Annotated in this window: 17 protein-coding genes; 12 read left to right on the top strand and 5 right to left on the bottom strand. The window is 70.8% G+C overall.

Going from position 1 to position 18852, the window contains the following annotated elements:
- Positions 1-293: 293 nt before the first annotated feature.
- The 8 genes from ACFWJX_RS12735 (at position 294) to ACFWJX_RS12700 (ending at position 10413) form a co-directional block, all read left to right on the top strand.
- Positions 294-1523: an amidohydrolase gene (locus ACFWJX_RS12735; protein WP_383241860.1), complete on the top strand. Its 1230-nt coding sequence runs from the start codon at positions 294-296 to the stop codon at positions 1521-1523.
- A 285-nt stretch (positions 1524-1808) separates the two neighbouring features.
- Positions 1809-2870, top strand: coding sequence for a BMP family protein (locus ACFWJX_RS12730; protein WP_383241857.1), 1062 nt, complete (start codon positions 1809-1811; stop codon positions 2868-2870).
- A gap of 421 nt (positions 2871-3291) precedes the next feature.
- Positions 3292-4338: a BMP family protein gene (locus ACFWJX_RS12725; RefSeq protein ID WP_383240924.1), complete on the top strand. Its 1047-nt coding sequence runs from the start codon at positions 3292-3294 to the stop codon at positions 4336-4338.
- Between the two features lie 254 nt (positions 4339-4592).
- A complete protein-coding gene (locus ACFWJX_RS12720) occupies positions 4593-6245 on the top strand; it encodes an ABC transporter ATP-binding protein (protein ID WP_383241855.1) in 1653 nt (550 codons plus the stop codon).
- Positions 6242-7363: an ABC transporter permease gene (locus ACFWJX_RS12715; protein WP_383240921.1), complete on the top strand. Its 1122-nt coding sequence runs from the start codon at positions 6242-6244 to the stop codon at positions 7361-7363. Before ACFWJX_RS12720 ends, ACFWJX_RS12715 begins: the two co-directional genes overlap by 4 nt.
- Positions 7363-8625, top strand: a complete 1263-nt coding sequence (locus tag ACFWJX_RS12710; RefSeq protein ID WP_383240918.1) for an ABC transporter permease — start codon at positions 7363-7365, stop codon at positions 8623-8625. Before ACFWJX_RS12715 ends, ACFWJX_RS12710 begins: the two co-directional genes overlap by 1 nt.
- Complete coding sequence (locus tag ACFWJX_RS12705) at positions 8622-9026, top strand: cytidine deaminase (protein WP_383240915.1); 405 nt, start codon at positions 8622-8624, stop codon at positions 9024-9026. The genes ACFWJX_RS12710 and ACFWJX_RS12705 overlap by 4 nt, the downstream gene beginning before the upstream one ends.
- A gap of 109 nt (positions 9027-9135) precedes the next feature.
- A complete protein-coding gene (locus ACFWJX_RS12700) occupies positions 9136-10413 on the top strand; it encodes a thymidine phosphorylase (protein ID WP_383240912.1) in 1278 nt (425 codons plus the stop codon).
- Between the two features lie 122 nt (positions 10414-10535).
- Here the strand turns inward: ACFWJX_RS12700 and ACFWJX_RS12695 are convergent, their stop codons facing one another.
- Both ACFWJX_RS12695 and ACFWJX_RS12690 read right to left on the bottom strand, forming a co-directional pair.
- Entirely contained in the window at positions 10536-11723 is a 1188-nt protein-coding gene (locus tag ACFWJX_RS12695) for a GDSL-type esterase/lipase family protein (RefSeq protein ID WP_383240909.1), read from the bottom strand.
- 4 nt (positions 11724-11727) lie between these two features.
- Positions 11728-12306, bottom strand: a complete 579-nt coding sequence (locus tag ACFWJX_RS12690; protein WP_383240906.1) for a TetR/AcrR family transcriptional regulator — start codon at positions 12304-12306, stop codon at positions 11728-11730.
- A 98-nt stretch (positions 12307-12404) separates the two neighbouring features.
- Between ACFWJX_RS12690 and ACFWJX_RS12685 the strand changes: the two genes are divergently transcribed.
- A complete protein-coding gene (locus ACFWJX_RS12685) occupies positions 12405-12791 on the top strand; it encodes an STAS domain-containing protein (protein ID WP_383240904.1) in 387 nt (128 codons plus the stop codon).
- Here the strand turns inward: ACFWJX_RS12685 and ACFWJX_RS12680 are convergent.
- The gene (locus ACFWJX_RS12680) at positions 12675-13691 is read right to left on the bottom strand and encodes a sigma-70 family RNA polymerase sigma factor (protein ID WP_383240901.1); all 1017 of its coding nucleotides are present in this window, start codon (positions 13689-13691) and stop codon (positions 12675-12677) included. The genes ACFWJX_RS12685 and ACFWJX_RS12680 overlap by 117 nt on opposite strands.
- Before the next feature lie 163 nt (positions 13692-13854).
- Positions 13855-15144: an MFS transporter gene (locus ACFWJX_RS12675; RefSeq protein ID WP_383240898.1), complete on the bottom strand. Its 1290-nt coding sequence runs from the start codon at positions 15142-15144 to the stop codon at positions 13855-13857.
- Positions 15145-15207: 63 nt separating this feature from the next.
- On the opposite strand from ACFWJX_RS12675, the gene ACFWJX_RS12670 reads away from it, so the two are divergent.
- Positions 15208-16158, top strand: a complete 951-nt coding sequence (locus tag ACFWJX_RS12670; protein ID WP_319262389.1) for a LysR substrate-binding domain-containing protein — start codon at positions 15208-15210, stop codon at positions 16156-16158.
- Between the two features lie 41 nt (positions 16159-16199).
- Here the strand turns inward: ACFWJX_RS12670 and ACFWJX_RS12665 are convergent, their stop codons facing one another.
- Entirely contained in the window at positions 16200-16961 is a 762-nt protein-coding gene (locus ACFWJX_RS12665) for an alpha/beta hydrolase family protein (RefSeq protein ID WP_383240895.1), read from the bottom strand.
- A 113-nt stretch (positions 16962-17074) separates the two neighbouring features.
- Here ACFWJX_RS12665 and ACFWJX_RS12660 point away from each other — a divergent pair, with 113 nt between their 5' ends.
- Together ACFWJX_RS12660 and ACFWJX_RS12655 are read left to right on the top strand one after the other, a co-directional pair.
- The gene (locus tag ACFWJX_RS12660; protein ID WP_383240892.1) at positions 17075-18232 is read left to right on the top strand and encodes an adenosine deaminase; all 1158 of its coding nucleotides are present in this window, start codon (positions 17075-17077) and stop codon (positions 18230-18232) included.
- A gap of 140 nt (positions 18233-18372) precedes the next feature.
- The gene (locus ACFWJX_RS12655; RefSeq protein WP_383240889.1) at positions 18373-18726 is read left to right on the top strand and encodes an ATP-binding protein; all 354 of its coding nucleotides are present in this window, start codon (positions 18373-18375) and stop codon (positions 18724-18726) included.
- Positions 18727-18852 lie beyond the last annotated feature (126 nt).

Raw genomic sequence — 18852 nt, 5'->3', positions numbered from 1 at the left:
CCGGCATCCCGGCAGCCGAACCCGTGAAGCGCCGGGCGCCCGTCCACCGACGGTCCGCTCCGTGGACAGTCGGGCGTGCATCCGGTGAGCCGTGGTAACCGTGAAGGTGGAAGATTGAGTGATGGGCCGGAAAGCCATGATCGACTCGGCTCGAAACCGGCCGAGTTTACCCAGCCCGAACGCCAGCCATGCGCCGCGCGGCCAACTTTTCTTCCCCTAACAGGTTGAAGTTTTGTTGATCGTGGGTCAGCCGACCACCCCGGCGTCCTACCCTTCAAAGGGTGAAGCAACTGATGTCCCGAGAGTCCGAGGCCGATCCTTCAGGGGAAGCCGTGCTCCCCGGCACCATGCCGGAGGCCCTGCGCGCCGAGCTCGTCGCCTTCCGCCGCGACATGCACATGCACCCCGAGCTGGGCAACCAGGAGTTCCGTACGACGGCGGCGATCAAGGAGCGTCTGGAGAAGGCGGGCCTCAAGCCCCGCGTACTCGCCGGCGGCACCGGGCTCATCTGCGACATCGGCGACTGGGCCGACGGCACGCCGGTCCTGGCGATGCGCGCCGACATCGACGCGCTGCCCATCCCGGACACCAAGGCCGACTGCGCCTACCGCTCCACCGTCCCCGACCGCGCGCACGCCTGCGGTCACGACGTGCACACCGCCGTCGTCCTCGGCGCCGGCCTGGTCCTGGCCGACCTGCACCGCGAGGGCCGGCTCCCGCGCCCCGTGCGGCTGATCTTCCAGCCCGCCGAGGAGGTGCTGCCCGGCGGCGCCGCCGACGCCATCGAGGACGGCGCCCTGGAGGGCGTCGGCCGGATCATCGCCGTGCACTGCGACCCGCGCGTGGACGCCGGTCTGATCGGTCTGCGCGAGGGTGCCATCACCTCCGCCTGCGACCGTCTGGAGATCTCCCTGGACGGGCCCGGCGGCCACACCGCCCGCCCGCACCTGACCACCGACCTGGTCACCGCCGCCGCCCGCGTCGTCGTCGACGTGCCCGCGCTGGTCGGCCGCCGCGTCGACACCCGGGCCGGCCTCGCGGTGACCTGGGGCCGGATCGACTGCGGTCACGCCCCGAACGTCATCCCGCAGCACGCCGAGCTGTCCGGCACCGTGCGCTGCCTCGACCTCGAGGCCTGGCGGCAGGCGCCCGACCTCGTCGTCGCCGCGATCGACGAGGTCGCCAACCTGCACCGCGCCAAGTCCGAGATCAACTACGTCCGCGGCGTCCCCCCGGTCGTCAACGACACCGACGTCACCGGCCTGCTCCGGGACGCCATGGTCGCCCGCCGCGGCGAGGAGGCGGTGGAGAGCACCGAGCAGAGCCTCGGCGGCGAGGACTTCTCCTGGTACCTGGAGCGCGTCCCCGGAGCCATGGCCCGCCTCGGCGTCCGCCCGCCGGGCGAGCGCACCGTCCGCGATCTGCACCAGGGCGACTTCGACGCCGACGAGCACGCCATCACCGTAGGAGTGGAACTGTTCACGGCGGCCGCGCTGCTGGACGCGGCGACCCGCACGGCCTGAGCGCGGGACGCCGGTGACGGCCTGGACGATGGGGTGCCCGAAAGGCGCCCATTCGTCCACTTGTGTCACCGGGGTGTAACCCGTGGGACCCGGTTGTAACCCGGGGGCGGCACGAATCGATAACGGCCACGAGGAACCCCGTTCCCCTCCCCGTCTACGCGCGTTACTGTGCGCCGAAATCGCCCCTTGGTACGGCCTGTCGGGGAGCCGTGCCGGAGGCGTCACATTGGGGAATGCGGGCCGGTGACGGCGCCGTGGGGATGAAGGGTGCTTGCTGTGCGTCTCATATCTCGAAGGACCAGGTTCATCCAGGCGGCGGCGTCCGTCGCGGTCGTGGCTCTCGCGGCGGCCGGCTGCGGCGAGTCCAGCACCGGCTCCAAGCCCAGCGAGAAGGAGTCGGGCAAGTACTCCGGCAAGGGCATCGGCCTGGCGTACGACATCGGCGGCAAGGGCGACCAGTCCTTCAACGACGCCGCGTACGCCGGTTTCGAGAAGGCCGACAAGGAGTTCGGCATCGGCGGCCGGGACGTCGAGCCGCAGGACGGCGAGTCGGACGCGGACAAGGTCCAGCGACTGACCCAGCTCGCCCAGTCGGGCTACAACCCGGTGATCGGCGTCGGCTACATCTACGCGCCGGCCGTCAAGGAGGTCGCCGCGAAGTTCCCGAACACCACGTTCGGCATCATCGACGACGAGACCGTGGTGGCGAAGAACGTCGCCGACATGGTCTTCCACGAGGAGCAGGCCTCCTACCTGGCCGGCGTCGCCGCGGCGAAGGCGTCGAAGAAGGGCCACATCGGCTTCATCGGCGGTGTGGACATCCCGCTCATCCACAAGTTCGAGGCCGGCTACATCCAGGGCGCCAAGTCGGTCGACCCGGCCATCAAGATCGAGTCGCAGTACCTCACCGAGACGCCCCAGGAGGGCGGCTTCTCCAGCCCCGACAAGGGCAAGGCGGGAGCGAGCGGCCAGATCGAGGCCGGCGCGGACGTCATCTACCACGCGGCCGGTCTCTCCGGCCAGGGCGTGATCTCCGAGGCCGCGGGCAAGAAGGTGTGGGCCATCGGCGTCGACTCCGACCAGTACGCCCAGACCTCGCTGGCCGCGTACAAGGACTACATCCTCGGCTCGGCCCTGAAGAACGTCGGCGGCGCGGTCTACGACCTGGCCAAGTCCGTCCACGAGGGCAAGCCCCTGTCGGGCGTGGTCCGCGGCAGCCTCTCCAACGACGGCGTCGGCTTCGCCGACACCAACCCGAAGTACAAGGCCATGACGGACGTCGTCGAGGCCGTGAACAAGGCCAAGAAGGACATCATCGACGGCAAGGTCACCGTCAACACGAAGTAACGCACCCCACCCGCACACCGAGTCCCGGCACCCGCTTCGGACCCCGCTCCTCGAACGCCGGCAAGAGCAGTCCAGCCCGTCTGAGGGCTCCCCTGTCCGGGGGGAGTTCGAGGACGAGGCCCGTCAAGGGCCGAAGCGGGGGGCTGGGGGCGGAGCCCCCGGCCTCGGGACGGGAAAGGGCGGCGGGGGCGGGGCACCGCCCCGGTTCAGGCCCCCGCCTACGCCCATTAAGGGCGTCCTCGCAGACCAGCGGCCCCCGCCTCCCGCAAGCGGCGCTCCGGCGTCCGTACGCTGGAGCGCAAACTGTGGCCACAGCTCGATAACGGACCGGACAGAAGGGTTTTTCCGTCTGGTCTACGCGCGTTACGCTGCGGCGGAACCAGCGCCTGGTATGGGCGCTTGCACAAAGGAGTCTCGTTCCATGCGCCGGGTGTCCCGTATCGCGGTTGCTGGTGTTGCTACCGCAGCCTTCGCAGTCAGCGTTTCCGCTTGCGGAAGCTCGTCCACGTCGTCCTCCTCCGGTGACGACAAGAACCTGGGCCTCGCCCTCGCGTACGACGTCGGTGGCAAGGGCGACCAGTCCTTCAACGACGCCGCCACCGCCGGCCTGGAGAAGGCCGACAAGGAGTTCGGCTACAAGTCGACCGCCGTGGAGCCGCAGGACGGCGAGTCCGACGCCGACAAGGTCCAGCGTCTGGAGAGCCTCGCCAAGCAGGGCTACAACCCGGTCATCGGCGTCGGCTTCGCCTACGCGCCTGCCGTGAAGGAGGCCGCGGCCAAGTACCCGAAGACCACCTTCGGCATCGTCGACGACGAGCAGACCAAGGCCGACAACGTGGCCGACCTCGTCTTCTCCGAGGAGCAGGCCTCCTACCTGGCGGGCGTCGCCGCCGCCAAGGCGACCAAGTCCAACGTGGTCGGCTTCGTCGGCGGTGTGGACGTCCCCCTGATCCACAAGTTCGAGGCCGGCTACAAGCAGGGCGTCGCGGACACCAAGAAGGGTGTCACGGTCAAGTCGCAGTACCTGACCGAGACCGCTGCCGAGGGCGGCTTCTCCAGCCCGGACAAGGGTGAGAGCGCCGCCGAGGGTCAGATCGACGCCGGTGCCGACGTGGTCTACGCCGCCGCCGGCCTCTCCGGCCAGGGCGTCATCAAGGCCGCCAACGCCAACAAGGTGTGGGCGATCGGCGTCGACTCGGACCAGTACAAGCAGGACGCGCTGAAGACGTACAAGGACTCGATCCTCACGTCCGCGATGAAGAACGTCGAGGGCGCGGTCTACACGCTGGCCAAGTCGGTCGAGGACGGCAAGCCCGCCACCGGCGTGGTCCGTGGCGACCTCGCCAACGGCGGCGTGAGCCTGTCGAACTCCAACCCGGTCTTCGCGGGCGACAAGGGCATCCAGGACGCCGTCAAGAAGGCCGAGGAAGGCATCAAGAACGGCACCATCAAGGTGAAGACCTCCTGACGACTGTGTCGTCGGCCTGTCGAGACGTGCCGAGACCTGTCCAAGGCATGGCCAAAGAAGCGCTGTAATGACAGCGTTACGGCCTCGGAACGGGGTGCGGAGACGATGACTCCCCGCGCCCCGTTCGCGCGGCAGAATGCTCGGAACGGATCGAGACTGATCGAGAGGTCAATCAAGATCGATCAGGTCCGGGCACTATTTAAAGCAGGGGCGCTACGCGCGTAGAGCGGCCCCTTTCCCGAGGAGAGTGCGCCATCGACGCGTCCAGCAGCCCTCCGCTCACCGCCCCGTCGACAGTCGCGGTAGAGCTCGCGGGCATCACCAAGCGATTCCCCGGTGTGGTCGCCAACCACGACATCCACCTGAGCGTCCGCAGGGGCACCGTGCACGCCCTCGTCGGCGAGAACGGCGCCGGCAAGTCGACCCTGATGAAGATCCTCTACGGCATGCAGAAGCCGGACGAGGGCACCATCGCGGTCGACGGCGAGCAGGTGAGCTTCTCCAGCCCCGCCGACGCCATCACGCGCGGCATCGGCATGGTCCACCAGCACTTCATGCTCGCGGACAACCTGACCGTCCTGGAGAACGTCGTGCTCGGCAGCGAGAAGCTGCACGGCATCGGCGGCGGCGCCCGCAGGAAGATCAAGGAGATCTCCGACCGCTACGGCCTCGGCGTACGCCCCGACGCCCTGGTCGAGGACCTCGGTGTCGCCGACCGCCAGCGTGTGGAGATCCTCAAGGTCCTCTTCCGCGGCGCCCGCACCCTGATCCTCGACGAGCCGACCGCGGTCCTGGTCCCGCAGGAGGTCGCCGCGCTCTTCGCCAACCTGCGCGAGCTGAAGGCCGAGGGCCTCTCCGTCATCTTCATCTCCCACAAGCTGGGCGAGGTCCTGTCGGTGGCCGACGAGATCACGGTCATCCGGCGCGGTACGACGGTCGGCACGGCCGTTCCCACCGAGACGACCCCCCGCCAGCTCGCCGAGATGATGGTCGGCAGCGAACTGCCCACCCCGGAGACCGCCGAGTCGACGGTCACCGACAAGCCCGTCATCAAGGTCGAGAACCTCACGGTCTACGCGAGCGGCGGCGCCTCCCTGGGCGCCGAGTCCGAGCCCGTGGGCCCCGGCTCCCTGGTCGAGGCGGCCGGCGAGGTCAAGAAGGTCCTCGACGACGTCACCTTCACCATCCACGCCGGTGAGGTCATGGGCATCGCCGGCGTCGAGGGCAACGGCCAGACCGAGCTGATCGACGCGCTGATCGGCACCAAGAACGCCGACTCCGGCACCATCGCCTTCCTCGGCGAGGACATCACCCCCTGGCCGACCCGCAAGCGCCGCGAGCAGGGCGTCGGCTACATCCCCGAGGACCGCCACCGCCAGGGCCTGCTCCTGGAGGCCCCCCTCTGGGAGAACCGCATCCTCGGCCACGTCACCGAGGCCCCCAACGCCAAGGGCTTCTGGCTCAACCCCAAGGGCGCGCAGGACGACACCCGCCGGATCGTCGAGGAGTACGACGTCCGCACCCCCGGCATCGACGTCACGGCCGCCTCCCTCTCCGGCGGCAACCAGCAGAAGCTGATCGTCGGCCGCGAGATGAGCCACAACCCCAAGTTCCTGATCGCCGCCCACCCCACCCGCGGTGTGGACGTCGGCGCGCAGGCCCAGATCTGGGACCGCATCCGCGAGGCCCGCCGCGAGGGCCTGGCGGTGCTGCTGATCTCCGCCGACCTGGACGAGCTGATCGGCCTGTCGGACACCCTCCGGGTGATCTACGACGGCAGGCTGGTCGCCGACGCCGACCCGGCGACCGTCACCCCCGAGGAACTCGGCTCGGCCATGACCGGCGCCGCGTCCGGGCACCTCGAGCACGTCGAAGAAGAAGCCGCCCCGGAGGACGAGGCCCGATGAAGAAGTTCGACAAGGAGCGCCTGCTCCTCGCGGTGGCCGGCCCGGTCATCGCGCTGGTCTCGGCGATCCTGCTGACGTCGATCGTGCTGATCGCCTCCGGCAAGAACCCGTTCGAGCCCTACCGGCTGATGCTGGAGCAGGCCGGGTTCTCCGACGTCCAGGTCCTGATCGTCAACCAGGCCTCGCTGTACTACATCGCCGCCCTCGCGGTCGCCCTCGGCTTCCGCATGAACCTGTTCAACATCGGCGTCGACGGCCAGTACCGCCTCGGCGCCATGATGACCGCGGTGGTCGGCGCGCACGTGTCGCTGCCGTCCTTCCTCCAGATCCCGCTGCTGCTCCTGGTCGGCGCGCTCACCGGCGCCATGTGGGCGGGCATCGCGGGCGTCCTGAAGGTCACCCGGGGCGTCAGCGAGGTCGTCGCGACGATCATGCTCAACGCGATCGCCACCAGCCTCATCGGCTACCTCACCCTCCGTGAGAACTTCGGCGTCCTGCTCGGCGACAACGTCACCACCGGCGTCATGAAGGAGTCCGGCTGGGTGCCCGGCATCGACCTGGGCCAGGACGTCGGCGAGATCTACGGTCTGGTCTTCCTCGCCGTCGCGCTCGGCATCGGCTACTGGATCGTCCTCAACCGCACCCGCTTCGGCTTCGACCTGCGCGCCACCGGCGAGTCCGAGACGGCCGCCGCGGCCTCCGGCGTCAACGCCAAGCGCATGGTCCTCACCGCCATGCTGATCTCCGGCGCGGTCGCAGGCATCTCCGGCCTGCCGCTGCTGCTCGGCGACGCCCACACCTACAGCCTCAGCTTCCCGGCCGGCCTCGGCTTCACCGCCATCGGCATCGCCCTCCTCGGCCGCAACAACCCCGGCGGCATCGCGCTGGCCGCCCTCCTGTGGGCCTTCCTCGACAAGGCGTCCCCCGCCCTCGACTACGCCACCCCGGTGGCGTACGAGAAGGAGATCGCCACGATCATGCAGGGACTCATCGTCTTCGCGGTCGTCATCTCCTATGAGGCCGTACGGCAGTGGGGTCTGCGCCGCCAGCAGAAGCTGGTCGGCGCCGAGCTGGCCGCGGCCGCCAACAACAACGCCAAGAAGGAGGTGGCGGCCTGATGTCCACCGCGACCATCGCCAAGCCGCAGGCGAAGCAGCCCGGCAAGGGCGGCCGCCGCATGTCTCTCCCGGTACTCCTGCTGATCATCGCGGGCGTGCTGGTCCTCACCTCGATCGTCCGCCTGATCTCCGGCGCGGACGGCATCACCTCGACCGGCCAGATGTCCACCGCGCTGCGCCTGGCCGTGCCGATCGGCCTCGCCGGCCTCGGCGGTCTGTGGGCCGAGCGCGCGGGCGTCGTCAACATCGGCCTCGAAGGCATGATGGTCCTCGGCACCTGGTTCGGCGCCTGGGCCGGCTACCAGTGGGGCCCCTGGACCGGTGTCGCCTTCGGCATCATCGGCGGCGCACTCGGCGGCATCCTGCACGCCATCGCCACCGTGACGTTCAAGGTCAACCACATCGTCTCCGGCGTGGCGCTGAACATCCTGGCCCTGGGCACCACCCGCTACCTGTCGAAGTTCACCTTCGAGGACGCCCCGCAGGGCTCCTCCAAGCAGTCCCCGCCGATCGAATCGCTGGGCACCTTCGACATCCCGGGGCTGTCCGGCTGGCTGGAGACCCTGAACGGCAAGCACTGGTTCCTGGTCTCCGACATCGCCGGCCTGGTCGGCGGTCTGGTCACCAACCTCTCCCCGCTGACCGTCGTCGCGGTCGCCCTCGTCCCCGCCACCTGGTGGGTGCTCTGGCGCACGGCCTTCGGCCTGCGGCTGCGCTCCTGCGGCGAGAACCCGGTGGCCGCCGAGTCCCTCGGCGTCAACGTCTACAAGTACAAGTACATCGCCGTGATCGTCTCGGGCGGCTTCGCCGGCCTCGGCGGCGCCTTCCTGTCGATCGTCGCCTCGAACGTGTACCTCGACGGCCAGACCGCCGGCCGCGGCTACATCGGCCTCGCCGCGATGATCTTCGGCAACTGGATGCCGGGCGGCCTCGCCCTGGGCGCGGGCCTGTTCGGCTACACCGACAGCCTCAACCTGCGCGGCGGCACCACCAACGTGCACGCCCTCATCCTGCTGCTGGCGATCCTGCTGGTGTTCGGCGCGGCCTACCTGGCCTGGAAGAAGAAGTACGTCTCCGCCGTCGCCACCCTGGTGATCTCGGCCCTGATGTTCCTCTGGTACACCAGCGTGGACGAGGTCCCGCGCCAGGTCGTCTCCGCGGCCCCGTACCTCGTGACCCTGCTGGTGCTGTCGCTCTCCGCGCAACGCCTGCGCATGCCGAAGGCCGACGGGCTGCCCTACTACAAGGGGCAGGGCAAGTGACCCCGGCCGCCGCCACCGTCGACTGGGAGGCCCTGCGCGAGCTGGCCCGCGAGGCGATGCGCCACGCGTACGCCCCGTACTCGGACTACCCGGTCGGCGTGGCGGCCCTGGTCGACGACGGCCGTACCGTCTCCGGCTGCAACGTCGAGAACGCCTCGTACGGCATCGGCCTGTGCGCCGAGTGCGGTCTGGTCTCGGAGCTGCAGCGCACCGGCGGCGGCCGCCTCACCCACTTCACCTGCGTGGACGGCCGGGGCGAGATCCTCGTTCCGTGCGGCCGCTGTCGCCAGCTGCTGTACGAGTTCGGCGGCCCGGACCTGCTGCTGGAGACGCCGGCCGGGATCCTCCCGCTCGCGGAGATGCTCCCGCAGGCCTTCGGCCCGGACCACCTCACCAAGTGACTCCCGTGCGGCCCCTCTGTCTCGCGTGAACCGGGCAGAGGGGCCGCACACTTTCGCACCGTCTTCTGCACCCCGGAAGCTTCTGCACCTCGGAAGGAAAGCCATGGCCATGGACGTCATCTCCGTCATCCGCACCAAGCGGGACCGCGGTGAACTCAGCGACGAACAGATCGACTGGGTCATCGACGCGTACACCCGTGGCGAGGTCGCCGACGAGCAGATGTCCTCGCTCGCCATGGCGATCCTGCTCAACGGCATGAACCGCCGCGAGATCGCCCGCTGGACGGCCGCGATGATCGCCTCCGGCGAGCGCATGGACTTCTCGTCACTGTCCCGCCCGACCGCCGACAAGCACTCCACGGGCGGCGTCGGCGACAAGATCACCCTCCCGCTGGCCCCCCTGGTGGCGGCCTGCGGCGCGGCGGTCCCGCAGCTCTCGGGCCGCGGCCTCGGCCACACCGGCGGCACCCTGGACAAGCTGGAGTCGATCCCCGGCTGGCGCGCGCTCCTGTCCAACGAGGAGATGCTGCACGTCCTCGACACCACCGGCGCCGTGATCTGCGCGGCGGGCGACGGTCTGGCCCCCGCCGACAAGAAGCTCTACGCCCTGCGCGACGTCACCGGCACGGTCGAGGCGATCCCCCTCATCGCCTCCTCGATCATGTCGAAGAAGATCGCCGAGGGAACGGGCTCCCTGGTCCTGGACGTGAAGGTCGGCACCGGAGCCTTCATGAAGACCATCGAGGACGCGCGCGAGCTGGCCTCCACGATGGTGGGCCTCGGCACCGACCACGGCGTCAGGACGGTCGCCCTCCTCACCGACATGTCCACCCCCCTCGGTCTCACCGCGGGCAACGCCCTGGAGGTCCGCGAGTCGGTCGAGGTCCTCGCGGGCGGCGGTCCGGCCGATGTCGTCGAACTGACCCTCGCCCTGGCCCGCGAAATGCTGGACGCGGCCGGAGTGAAGGACGCCGACCCGGCGAAGGCCCTCGCCGACGGCTCCGCGATGGACGCCTGGCGCCGCATGATCACCGCCCAGGGCGGCGACCCGGACGCCCCCCTCCCCACCGCGCGGGAACAGCACGTCATCAAGGCCCCGGCCACCGGTGTCCTCACCCGCCTCGACGCCTACGGCATCGGGGTCGCCGCCTGGCGCCTGGGCGCCGGCCGCGCCCGCAAGGAGGACCCGGTACAGGCAGGCGCCGGCATCGAACTCCACGCCAAGCCCGGCGACACGATCACCGAGGGCCAGCCCTTGCTGACCCTCCACACCGACACCCCAGAGCGCTTCCCCTACGCCCTGGAATCGGTGGAGGGTTCGTACGACATCGCAGCTCCGGGCACGAAGTACGAGGCGGCACCGGTGGTACGGGAGCGAATCGCCTAACAGCCCGTCCGGCGCTTGAGGACGAGGCCGCTCAGGCCGAAAGCGGGGGTCTGGGGGCGCAGCCCCCAGGTCCCGGACGGGAAGGGGCGGTGGGGGCGAACGAAGGCCGGGCGCGCCCACCCTCACCCAACCCCGCCCCCTTCGCCGAAGGCCCCTTCGCCGAAGGCAACCGCCGCGAACCGCTCCCCCATCAGCCGATGAGTCGCCGCATCCGGATGCAACTGATCAGGCAGCGGCAACTCCTCCACGTCCCCCTCCCCGTACAGCTCCCGCCCGTCGAGGTAGTACAGGTGCGGATCATCGACAGCCCGCTGCCCGACGATCCGCACCAGCTCCTCCCGGATGACCCGCAGGGTCAGCTTCCCGCTCGCCACCTCCGCGGGATCCCCCATGGGCACGAACCGCAGCACTCCCTGTTCCAGCCCCCGGAAATCAGGCGCACTGGGCCCGGGTGTGTCCTCGTGCATGGGGCACAGGACAGGCGACACGACGAGCAGCGGCGTACGGGGATGCCCCTCCCGCACGGTGTCGAGGAACCCGTGCACGGCGGGCCCGAACGCCCGCAGCCGCATCAGGTCCGCATTGACGAGGTTGATGCCGATCTTGACGCTGATCAGGTCGGCCGGGGTGTCCCGCAGGACACGGGCGACGAACGGATCGAGCAGCGCGCTGCCGCCCAGCCCCAGATTGACCAGCTCCACCCCGCCGAGCCCCGCGGCGACCGCGGGCCAGATACCGGTCGGACCGGCGGCGTCCGAACCATGGCTGATGGAACTGCCGTGGTGCACCCAGACCCGCCGGTCCGGGACCCCCGCGGGTTCCACGGGCGCGTCGGTGCGCAGGGCGACAAGCTCGGTGGTCTCGTTGTGCGGCAGCCAGATCTCGATGTCCTTGGCGCCCTCGGGCAGGTCCGTGAAGCGCAGTGTGCCGGGCCGGCCGGGCCGCCGCTCGAAGCTCCCCGCCATCATGTCGATGACCAGGACGTGCCCCGCCGACACGGTGCCCTGGCCCGCCGGACGTCCGTCGACGACCAGGTCGTAGAGCCCGTCCGGCCGGGGAGGGGCGCCCACGTAGTGCCGCTTGGTGGGGAGGGTGTCCAGCTCGACGGCGGTGGCCCGGGTACGGAAGGCCAGCCTGACGCCGGACGGCTGGGACTCGGCCATGGCCAGCTGTTCGTCGGCGCACTGGGCGCGGGCCCAGGCGGGCAGGCGGTGCGGCAGCAGGCCGTGCTCGGTGCGCTCGGTCTCGAGGGCGCCGCGCAGGAGGCCGGCGGTGATGGGGGTGGTGGTCCAGTGGATCTCGGGAGACATCGCTTCAGCCTGCTTCCGTGGTCGGCCAGTTCCGCAGCAGCGCGTCGAGCGCGTCGAGGATGCGGGACCAGGACTCCTGGGAGTCGGGGGCACTGTGGCCGAAGCCGCCGGCCTGTTCGAGGCTGACGTACCCGTGGAAGACGCTGCCGAGCAGCCGGACGGCGTGGGTCTGGTCCGGTTCGGCGAGGTCGTATCCCCGCAGGATGGCCCGGGTCATCTGGGAGTGCCGCGCTCCGGCACTGGCCGCGGCCGCTTCCGGGCTGAGCCGGAACTGGGCGGCGGCGTAGCGGCCGGGGTGGTCGTGGGCGTAGTCGCGGTAGACGTCGGCGAGGGCGGTGAGGGCGTCCTTGCCGGAGCGGCCGGCCAGCGCGGCGGAGCCCCGGTCGGCCAGTTCCTCCAGGGCCAGCAGGGCGATCCGCGTCTTCAGGTCGTGCGAGTTCCTCACATGCGAGTACAGGCTCGCGACCTTGACGTCGAACCGGCGGGCCAGCGCCGAGACGGTCACCTGATCGAAACCGACCTCGTCCGCCATTTCCGCGCCCGCCCGGGTCAGCCGCTCCGGGGTCAGGCCTACGCGCACCATGACAGCTCTCCAAGTCCTCTCGCCGGACAGCGGTTATCAGTGTGCATCTGGCTAAAGGATTTAGGCAAACGAGCGCATGGCATAGCCGTGTGGCGACGATGAGTTACGCAAGCCCGGCCGGTCTACCCCCCGTGGACGCGACGACACCCCCCGTACTCACCCTGGCCGGCCCCCTCGCCCGGAGCCAGGTGGCGGGACTCTGCGACGACCTGCGGGCCCTGCTGAAGGGCGCCGGGGGCGGCCTGGTCGTATGCGAGGTGGCCGGGATCGGGGCGCCGGGGCTGACCGCCGTCGACCTGCTGGCGCGGCTCCAGTTGACCGCCCGCCGGGCCGGGGGGCGCATACGCCTGCGCGCCCCCGACCCGGCGCTACTCGCCCTGCTCGACCTGGTCGGCCTCCGCTTCGAGGTGGAGGGGAACCCCGAACAGCGGGAACCACCGCTCGGTGTCGAGGAAGAAGTGGAATCCGGTGAGGCGGCCGTCTGAGATCTCCAGGACCTGCACCGCCCAGGGCGTGTAACCGCCCTTCTCCGGGTCCGGCTTGTACTGCGCGAAGCCCGGCAGACCGTTGACCTGGACCGGCAGGAGACGCGAGCCCTCGCAGGCCGAGCCGATCGTCGTCATGAAGCCCGCGATGTCGTCGTGGCCGGTCAGCCACAGGTCGAACGGCGGCATCGTCATGATGGCGTCCTCGTGGAGGAGCGCCGTCAGCGCCGACATGTCGTACCCCTCGAAGGCCGCCACATAGCGCTCCAGGAGCTTCTGCTGCTCCTCGTCCAACGGGTCGGACACCGCGGCCTCGGCACCGGATTCGGCGCGCTCGGCGAGGGTCGCGCGGGCCCGCTGGAGGGCGCTGTTCACCGAGGCGACCGAGGTGTCCAGCAGTTCGGCGACCTCACTCGCCCTCCACGCCAGCACCTCGCGCAGGATCAGCACGGCCCGCTGCTTCGGCGGCAGTTGCTGGAGCGCGGCCATGAACGCCAGCCGCACCGACTCCTTGGCGACGGCCGCCTCCGCCGGGTCCTCGACCGTGGGCAGCACGCGCGCGTCGGGCATGGGCTCCAGCCAGGTGTTGTCCGGGCGGGGCGAGAGCGCCGCCTTGGCGAGCGGCGTGGACTCGGAGAGGTCCATCGGGCGGGCCCGCTTGTTGCCCGCGTTCAGCATGTCCAGACAGACGTTCGTCGCGATGCGGTACAGCCAGGACCGCAGACTCGAGCGGCCCTCGAACTTGTCGTAGCTCCGCCAGGCGCGCACCAGGGTGTCCTGCACCGCGTCCTCCGCCTCGAAGGAGGAACCGAGCATGCGGTAGCAGTACCCCGTCAGCTCGACCCGGTGTTTCTCCAGCCTGGCGTCGAGGTCGTCCACCGTCGCCGTACTGTCACTCATCGTCGTCCACCCACCCCTGTGGCCGTTCTGTCACGCGCCTGTGCGCCCCAGTACTTCGGAAGCTACCGCAGCCCACTGACAACGGCCCCCCGAGTCGGCGAACCCGCAGGTCGGAAGGGGGTGGTGAGGCGCCCCCGAGGGGGCGCCGGGGGAGGAGAGGGACTCAGTGCGCGGCGACCAGGGGCTGCCGGCGCGCCGCCCGCGTCCCGAACACCGTGATCGTCACGACGCCGAGCACCGCCAGGACACCCACGCCGACCGTGCCCGCCCAGCCGCCCGCGTGGAACGCCACCGCGCCGACCGTGCTGCCCGCGCTGGAGCCGATGTAGTACGCGGACTGGTAGAGCGCCGAGGCCTGCGCGCGGCCCGTCTTCGCCGTCTTGCTGACCGCCGAGGACGCCACCGCGTGCCCCGCGAAGAAGCCCGCCGTGATCAGCACCAGACCCAGCAGGACCAGGGGGAGAGAGTCGGCGAGGGAGACCAGCAGGCCCAGGGCCGTGGTGCCGCCCGCCAGATACAGGGCCCCGCGCCGGCCCAGCCGGCCGACCAGCCGGCCCGCCGTCGACGCGGACACCGTGCCGACCAGATAGACCAGGAAGATCGAGCCGACGATGCCCTGCGGCAGCGAGAACGGCGCCTCGGTCAGCCGGTAGCCGATGACCGTGTACACACCGCCGAAGACGGTCATGAACAGCGCGCCGATCGCGTACAGGCGGCACAGCAGCGGGTCGGCCAGGTGGGCGCGGACCGTGCGGGCCAGCACCCGCGGGCGCAGCGAGCCCGGCGTGAAGTGCCGCGGCGCCGGCAGCAGCAGACGGAAGGCGATCGCACAGGCCACCGCGACCGCGCCGATCACGCCGACCGCGACCCGCCAGCCCCACTCCTGCGCGACCCAGCCGGTGATGACCCGGCCGCTCATCCCGCCGACGCTGTTGCCCGCCACGAACAGGCCGATCGCCGTGACCAGGGACCGCGGCCGGACCTCCTCCGCGAGATACGCGGTGGCGGACGCCGGCAGACCGGCCAGCGCCGCCCCCTGGAGACCCCGCAGCACCACCAGGGAGCCCAGCGACGGCGCGAAGGGGATCAGCAGCCCCAGGCTCACCGCGACCGCCAGCGAGCCGGTCATCACCGCGCGGCGGCCGTAGCGCTCCGACAGGGCGCTCATCGGCAGGACGAACAGGGCCAGCCCACCGGTCGCCGCCGCCACCGTCCAGCTCGCGTCGCTCGCCGCGACCCCGAACTCACCGGAGATCAGCGGCAGCAGCGCCTGCGTGGAGTACAGCAGGGCGAAGGTCGCCACCCCGGCCAGGAAGAGGGCGAAGCTCATCCGGCGGTAACCGGGACCGCCCGGAGCCATGAGGGAGTCGGAGGGGGAGACGGGGGAGGCGGCGGCGGGAACGGTCGTGACGGCGCCCACGCTGGTGGACGCCCCGGTACTGGCGGGAGACATGCCTCGAACGTACGGACCGCCCCGCTCATCCGTCCAATGCATGGAATCGCCATAATCGTTCCCATGGCGCATCAGCAGAGGTCACAGGGTCAGCTGTCACCGTCCGGTGACACAGAAGACATCGTCACACTGCTCGCCCCGCGGCTCGCGTACTTCGCGGGAGTCGCCCGCACCGAGCACGTCACGCGAGCCGCGCAGGAGATGCAGGTCCCGCAGTCCACCCTCTCGCGGGCCATGGTCCGCCTCGAACAGGACCTCGGCGTCGACCTCTTCGCCCGCCGCGGCCGCACCGTCTCCCTCACCCCCGCCGGACGCACCTTCCTCACCTCCGTCGAACGCGCCCTCGCCGAGGTCGAGCGCGCCGCCGACGAGGTCCGCGCCGACGCCGACGCGGCCACCGGCAAGGTCGCCTTCGGCTTCCTGCACACCATGGGCGCCGAGACCGTCCCCGGCCTGATCCACGCCTTCCGCGCCGACCACCCCCGCGTCCGCTTCAGCCTCGTCCAGAACTACGGCGAGGCCATGCTGGAGCGGCTGCGCGCCGGCGAACTGGACCTGTGCCTGACCTCGCCCGTCCCGGACGCCCCCGACCTCGTCGGCCGCCGTCTCGACGAACAGAAACTGCGCCTGGTCGTCCCCGCCGACCACCGCCTCGCCGCCCGCCGGCGCGTCCGCCTCGCCGAGGCCGCCGACGAGACCTTCGTGACCCTGGAGCCCGGCTACGGCCTGCGGCGCATCACCGACGACCTCTGCCAGGAGGCCGGCTTCCGCCCGCGGATCGCCTTCGAGGGGGAGGAGGCGGAAACCCTGCGCGGCCTGGTCGCCGCGGGCCTGGGCGTGGCCCTGCTCCCACCGCCCGCCGTCCCCCGTCCCGGAGTGGTCGAGCTGACGGTCACCGCCCCGAGAGCGGCCCGCGAGATCGGCGTCGCCTGGCTGGACGGCCACCCGGACACACCCCCCGTGGCGGCCTTCAAGAAGTTCCTGCTGTCGAGAAGGGGCAACCTGCTGCCGTAGCAGGGGCACTCGCCGCCCATTGCCCAGCGCCCGCCCTCGGCCTACCGCCGCAACGACCGCCCGAATCCCGAAGCCAACGGCATCCGCAACCCCAAGGGCGGCGGAGCCGCGAAGGCATCCTCGACCGGCCGTGAGAACCCCGTCCCGAACAACACCCCCATCACGAAGTCCTCGCACAGACACAGCACTTCGGACCGGTGCTGATGCAACCCGTGCCCGTCGGAGTGCACTTCGAACCGGCACACATCCCGGTTCGCCTTCTTCGCCCGCGCCGCCAGCCGGAACGACAGCTCCGGATCCGTCCGTTCGTCGTTGGTGCCGTGCACGATCAGCACCCGCCGCCCCACCAACTGCTTCACCGGTTCGGGTGGCACCGCCACATCCTCCTCCGGCAGCCACGGGGCGACCGCCAGAACCGAGTTGACGGCCTCATGGCCACCCGCGTGCAGTGCGGCCCGCCCGCCCATGTCGACCCCGGCCAGGCACACGGGGACATCTCCGTAGCGCCGTACGATCTCGTCGGCGGCCCAGGAGGCGTCGGCGGCCAGGTGGGCCTCGCTGCCGTTCCAGCCGCGGTAGCGGTACTGCACGACATGCACGGCCAGCCCCTCCTCCCGCCCCGCGCGGGCGAGTTTGCGTCCGAGGGCGCGGACGGAGGCGCTCGGCCACAGCGGTGAGGGTCTGCGGGCGGAGACCTCCTCGCCCTCGGGGAGCAGCAGCACCGCTCCACTCACCGACTGCGGCTCCGGACCGATAGCCCTTCCCAGCCTGGCCGACCGAAGCGGCGTCGCTTGCTGTCCCATGACAGAACAGTGTCAGAAGCGCCGGTGTACTCCACCCGGCCGTGCGGTCACCGTTGCGTATCGACCGAGTTGTCCGCCGGGCGATCTACGCGCGTAGGAGTTAGAGTGCGAAAATGACGAGCCAGAGCATCCAGAAGGGCGCCATCCCCAGTCCGGAGCAGATCCGCCGGGCGCCCAAGGTTCTGCTGCACGACCACCTCGACGGCGGGCTGCGTCCCGGCACGATCGTCGACCTCGCCCGGGACACCGGGTACGCCAGGCTCCCCGAGGCCGACCCCGACAAGCTGGGGCTCTGGTTCCGGGAGGCCGCCGACTCCGGGTCCCTGGAGCGGTACTTGGAGACCTTCTCCCACACCGTCGGCGTCATGCAGACCCGCGAGGCGCTGGTGCGGGTCGCCCGCGAGTGTGCGGAGGACCTCGCCGAGGACGGCGTCGTCTACGCCGAGGTGCGGTACGCGCCCGAGCAGCATCTCGACGCCGGCCTCACCCTCGAAGAGGTCGTCGAGGCCGTCAACGAGGGCTTCCGGGAGGGCGAGCGGCTGGCCCGCGCGAACGGCCACCGGATCCGCGTCGGCGCCCTGCTCACCGCGATGCGGCACGCCGCCCGCGCACTGGAGATCGCCGAACTCGCCAACCGCTACCGCGACCTGGGCGTGGTCGGCTTCGACATCGCCGGCGCGGAGGCGGGTTACCCGCCCACCCGGCATCTCGACGCCTTCGAGTACCTCAAGCGCGAGAACAACCACTTCACCATCCACGCGGGCGAGGCCTTCGGGCTGCCGTCCATCTGGCAGGCCCTCCAGTGGTGCGGCGCCGACCGGCTCGGGCACGGCGTCCGCATCATCGACGACATCGAGATCGCCGAGGACGGCTCGGTGAGGCTCGGGCGGCTCGCCTCGTACGTCCGCGACAAGCGCATCCCGCTGGAGCTGTGCCCCAGCTCCAACCTCCAGACCGGGGCCGCCGCGTCGTACGCCGAGCATCCGATCGGGCTGCTGCGGCGGCTGCACTTCCGGGCCACGGTGAATACGGACAACCGGCTCATGTCCGGTACCAGCATGAGCCGGGAATTCGAGCACCTTGTCGACGCGTTCGGTTATGTGCTCGACGATCTCCAGTGGTTCTCCGTCAATGCTATGAAGTCAGCATTCATTCCTTTCGATGAACGGCTCGCCATGATCAATGACGTGATCAAGCCCGGTTATGCGGAACTGAAGTCCGAATGGCTGTTCCAGCAGACCGCCTCCACCAGCGGTTCTGTGGACGACTGAGGCTGAACTTCCGGTAATTCCGGGCTACGGGTGCGGACGGGTCTTCACGATCCGTCCGCATTTCGTTGTTTGCGGTGAGCGGCGTCCCGTGTTTACGGTCGTGGACCGCTCAGTTCCCCGTATTCGAGGACGCATTCATCATGAAGCAGTCTGCAGTCAAGACCCTCGGTGTCGCCGCCCTCGGCGCCGCCTTCGCCGCCGCCGGTGCGGGCGCCGCCAACGCCGCCCCGGCCGTCCCGGACGCCACCCAGGCCCTGGACGGTGTCACCAGGACGCTGCCGGCGGAGAACGTCGCCCAGGCGCTGCCGGGCGCCGGGGACGCCCTCGCGCAGGCCCAGCCGGCGGTCGGCGCGGGTCTGACCGCCGTCCAGCCCGTCGCCGAGAACCTGCTCGCCGAAGGCCCCACCGCCCCCGTCGTGGGTCTGCTCGGCGGTCTGCCGCTGCAGGGCCTGCCCACGCACGGGCTGCCGGTGAACGGGATCCCGCTCGGCTGAACCAGCCCTGCCTGTACGCCGTCGGGGGGGGGGCGGGGTTGGGCGGGGGGCGCCCCCCCCGGGGGGGGGGTGCCCAGCGGGGGGGGGGTGTGTTAGGGGGGGGGGGGGCGAGCCACGGGGGGGTGG

Source organism: Streptomyces sp. NPDC058335 (assembly GCF_042723915.1).
In the GTDB taxonomy this organism is placed as follows: Bacteria; Actinomycetota; Actinomycetes; order Streptomycetales; family Streptomycetaceae; genus Streptomyces.
Note: the sequence above shows the minus strand (reverse complement) of the source record. Positions and strands in the feature narration are given on the sequence as shown.

Bases quoted from the DNA above. Each gene is read 5' to 3' on its own strand.
- ACFWJX_RS12735 (WP_383241860.1), top strand. From the start codon at position 294: ATGTCCCGAGAGTCCGAGGCCGATCCTTCAGGGGAAGCCGTGCTCCCC.
- ACFWJX_RS12725 (WP_383240924.1), top strand. From the start codon at position 3,292: ATGCGCCGGGTGTCCCGTATCGCGGTTGCTGGTGTTGCTACCGCAGCC.
- ACFWJX_RS12715 (WP_383240921.1), top strand. From the start codon at position 6,242: ATGAAGAAGTTCGACAAGGAGCGCCTGCTCCTCGCGGTGGCCGGCCCG.
- ACFWJX_RS12710 (WP_383240918.1), top strand. From the start codon at position 7,363: ATGTCCACCGCGACCATCGCCAAGCCGCAGGCGAAGCAGCCCGGCAAG.
- ACFWJX_RS12700 (WP_383240912.1), top strand. From the start codon at position 9,136: ATGGACGTCATCTCCGTCATCCGCACCAAGCGGGACCGCGGTGAACTC.
- ACFWJX_RS12695 (WP_383240909.1), bottom strand. From the start codon at position 11,723: ATGTCTCCCGAGATCCACTGGACCACCACCCCCATCACCGCCGGCCTC.
- ACFWJX_RS12690 (WP_383240906.1), bottom strand. From the start codon at position 12,306: ATGGTGCGCGTAGGCCTGACCCCGGAGCGGCTGACCCGGGCGGGCGCG.
- ACFWJX_RS12685 (WP_383240904.1), top strand. From the start codon at position 12,405: ATGAGTTACGCAAGCCCGGCCGGTCTACCCCCCGTGGACGCGACGACA.
- ACFWJX_RS12680 (WP_383240901.1), bottom strand. From the start codon at position 13,691: ATGAGTGACAGTACGGCGACGGTGGACGACCTCGACGCCAGGCTGGAG.
- ACFWJX_RS12675 (WP_383240898.1), bottom strand. From the start codon at position 15,144: ATGTCTCCCGCCAGTACCGGGGCGTCCACCAGCGTGGGCGCCGTCACG.
- ACFWJX_RS12670 (WP_319262389.1), top strand. From the start codon at position 15,208: ATGGCGCATCAGCAGAGGTCACAGGGTCAGCTGTCACCGTCCGGTGAC.
- ACFWJX_RS12665 (WP_383240895.1), bottom strand. From the start codon at position 16,961: ATGGGACAGCAAGCGACGCCGCTTCGGTCGGCCAGGCTGGGAAGGGCT.
- ACFWJX_RS12660 (WP_383240892.1), top strand. From the start codon at position 17,075: ATGACGAGCCAGAGCATCCAGAAGGGCGCCATCCCCAGTCCGGAGCAG.
- ACFWJX_RS12655 (WP_383240889.1), top strand. From the start codon at position 18,373: ATGAAGCAGTCTGCAGTCAAGACCCTCGGTGTCGCCGCCCTCGGCGCC.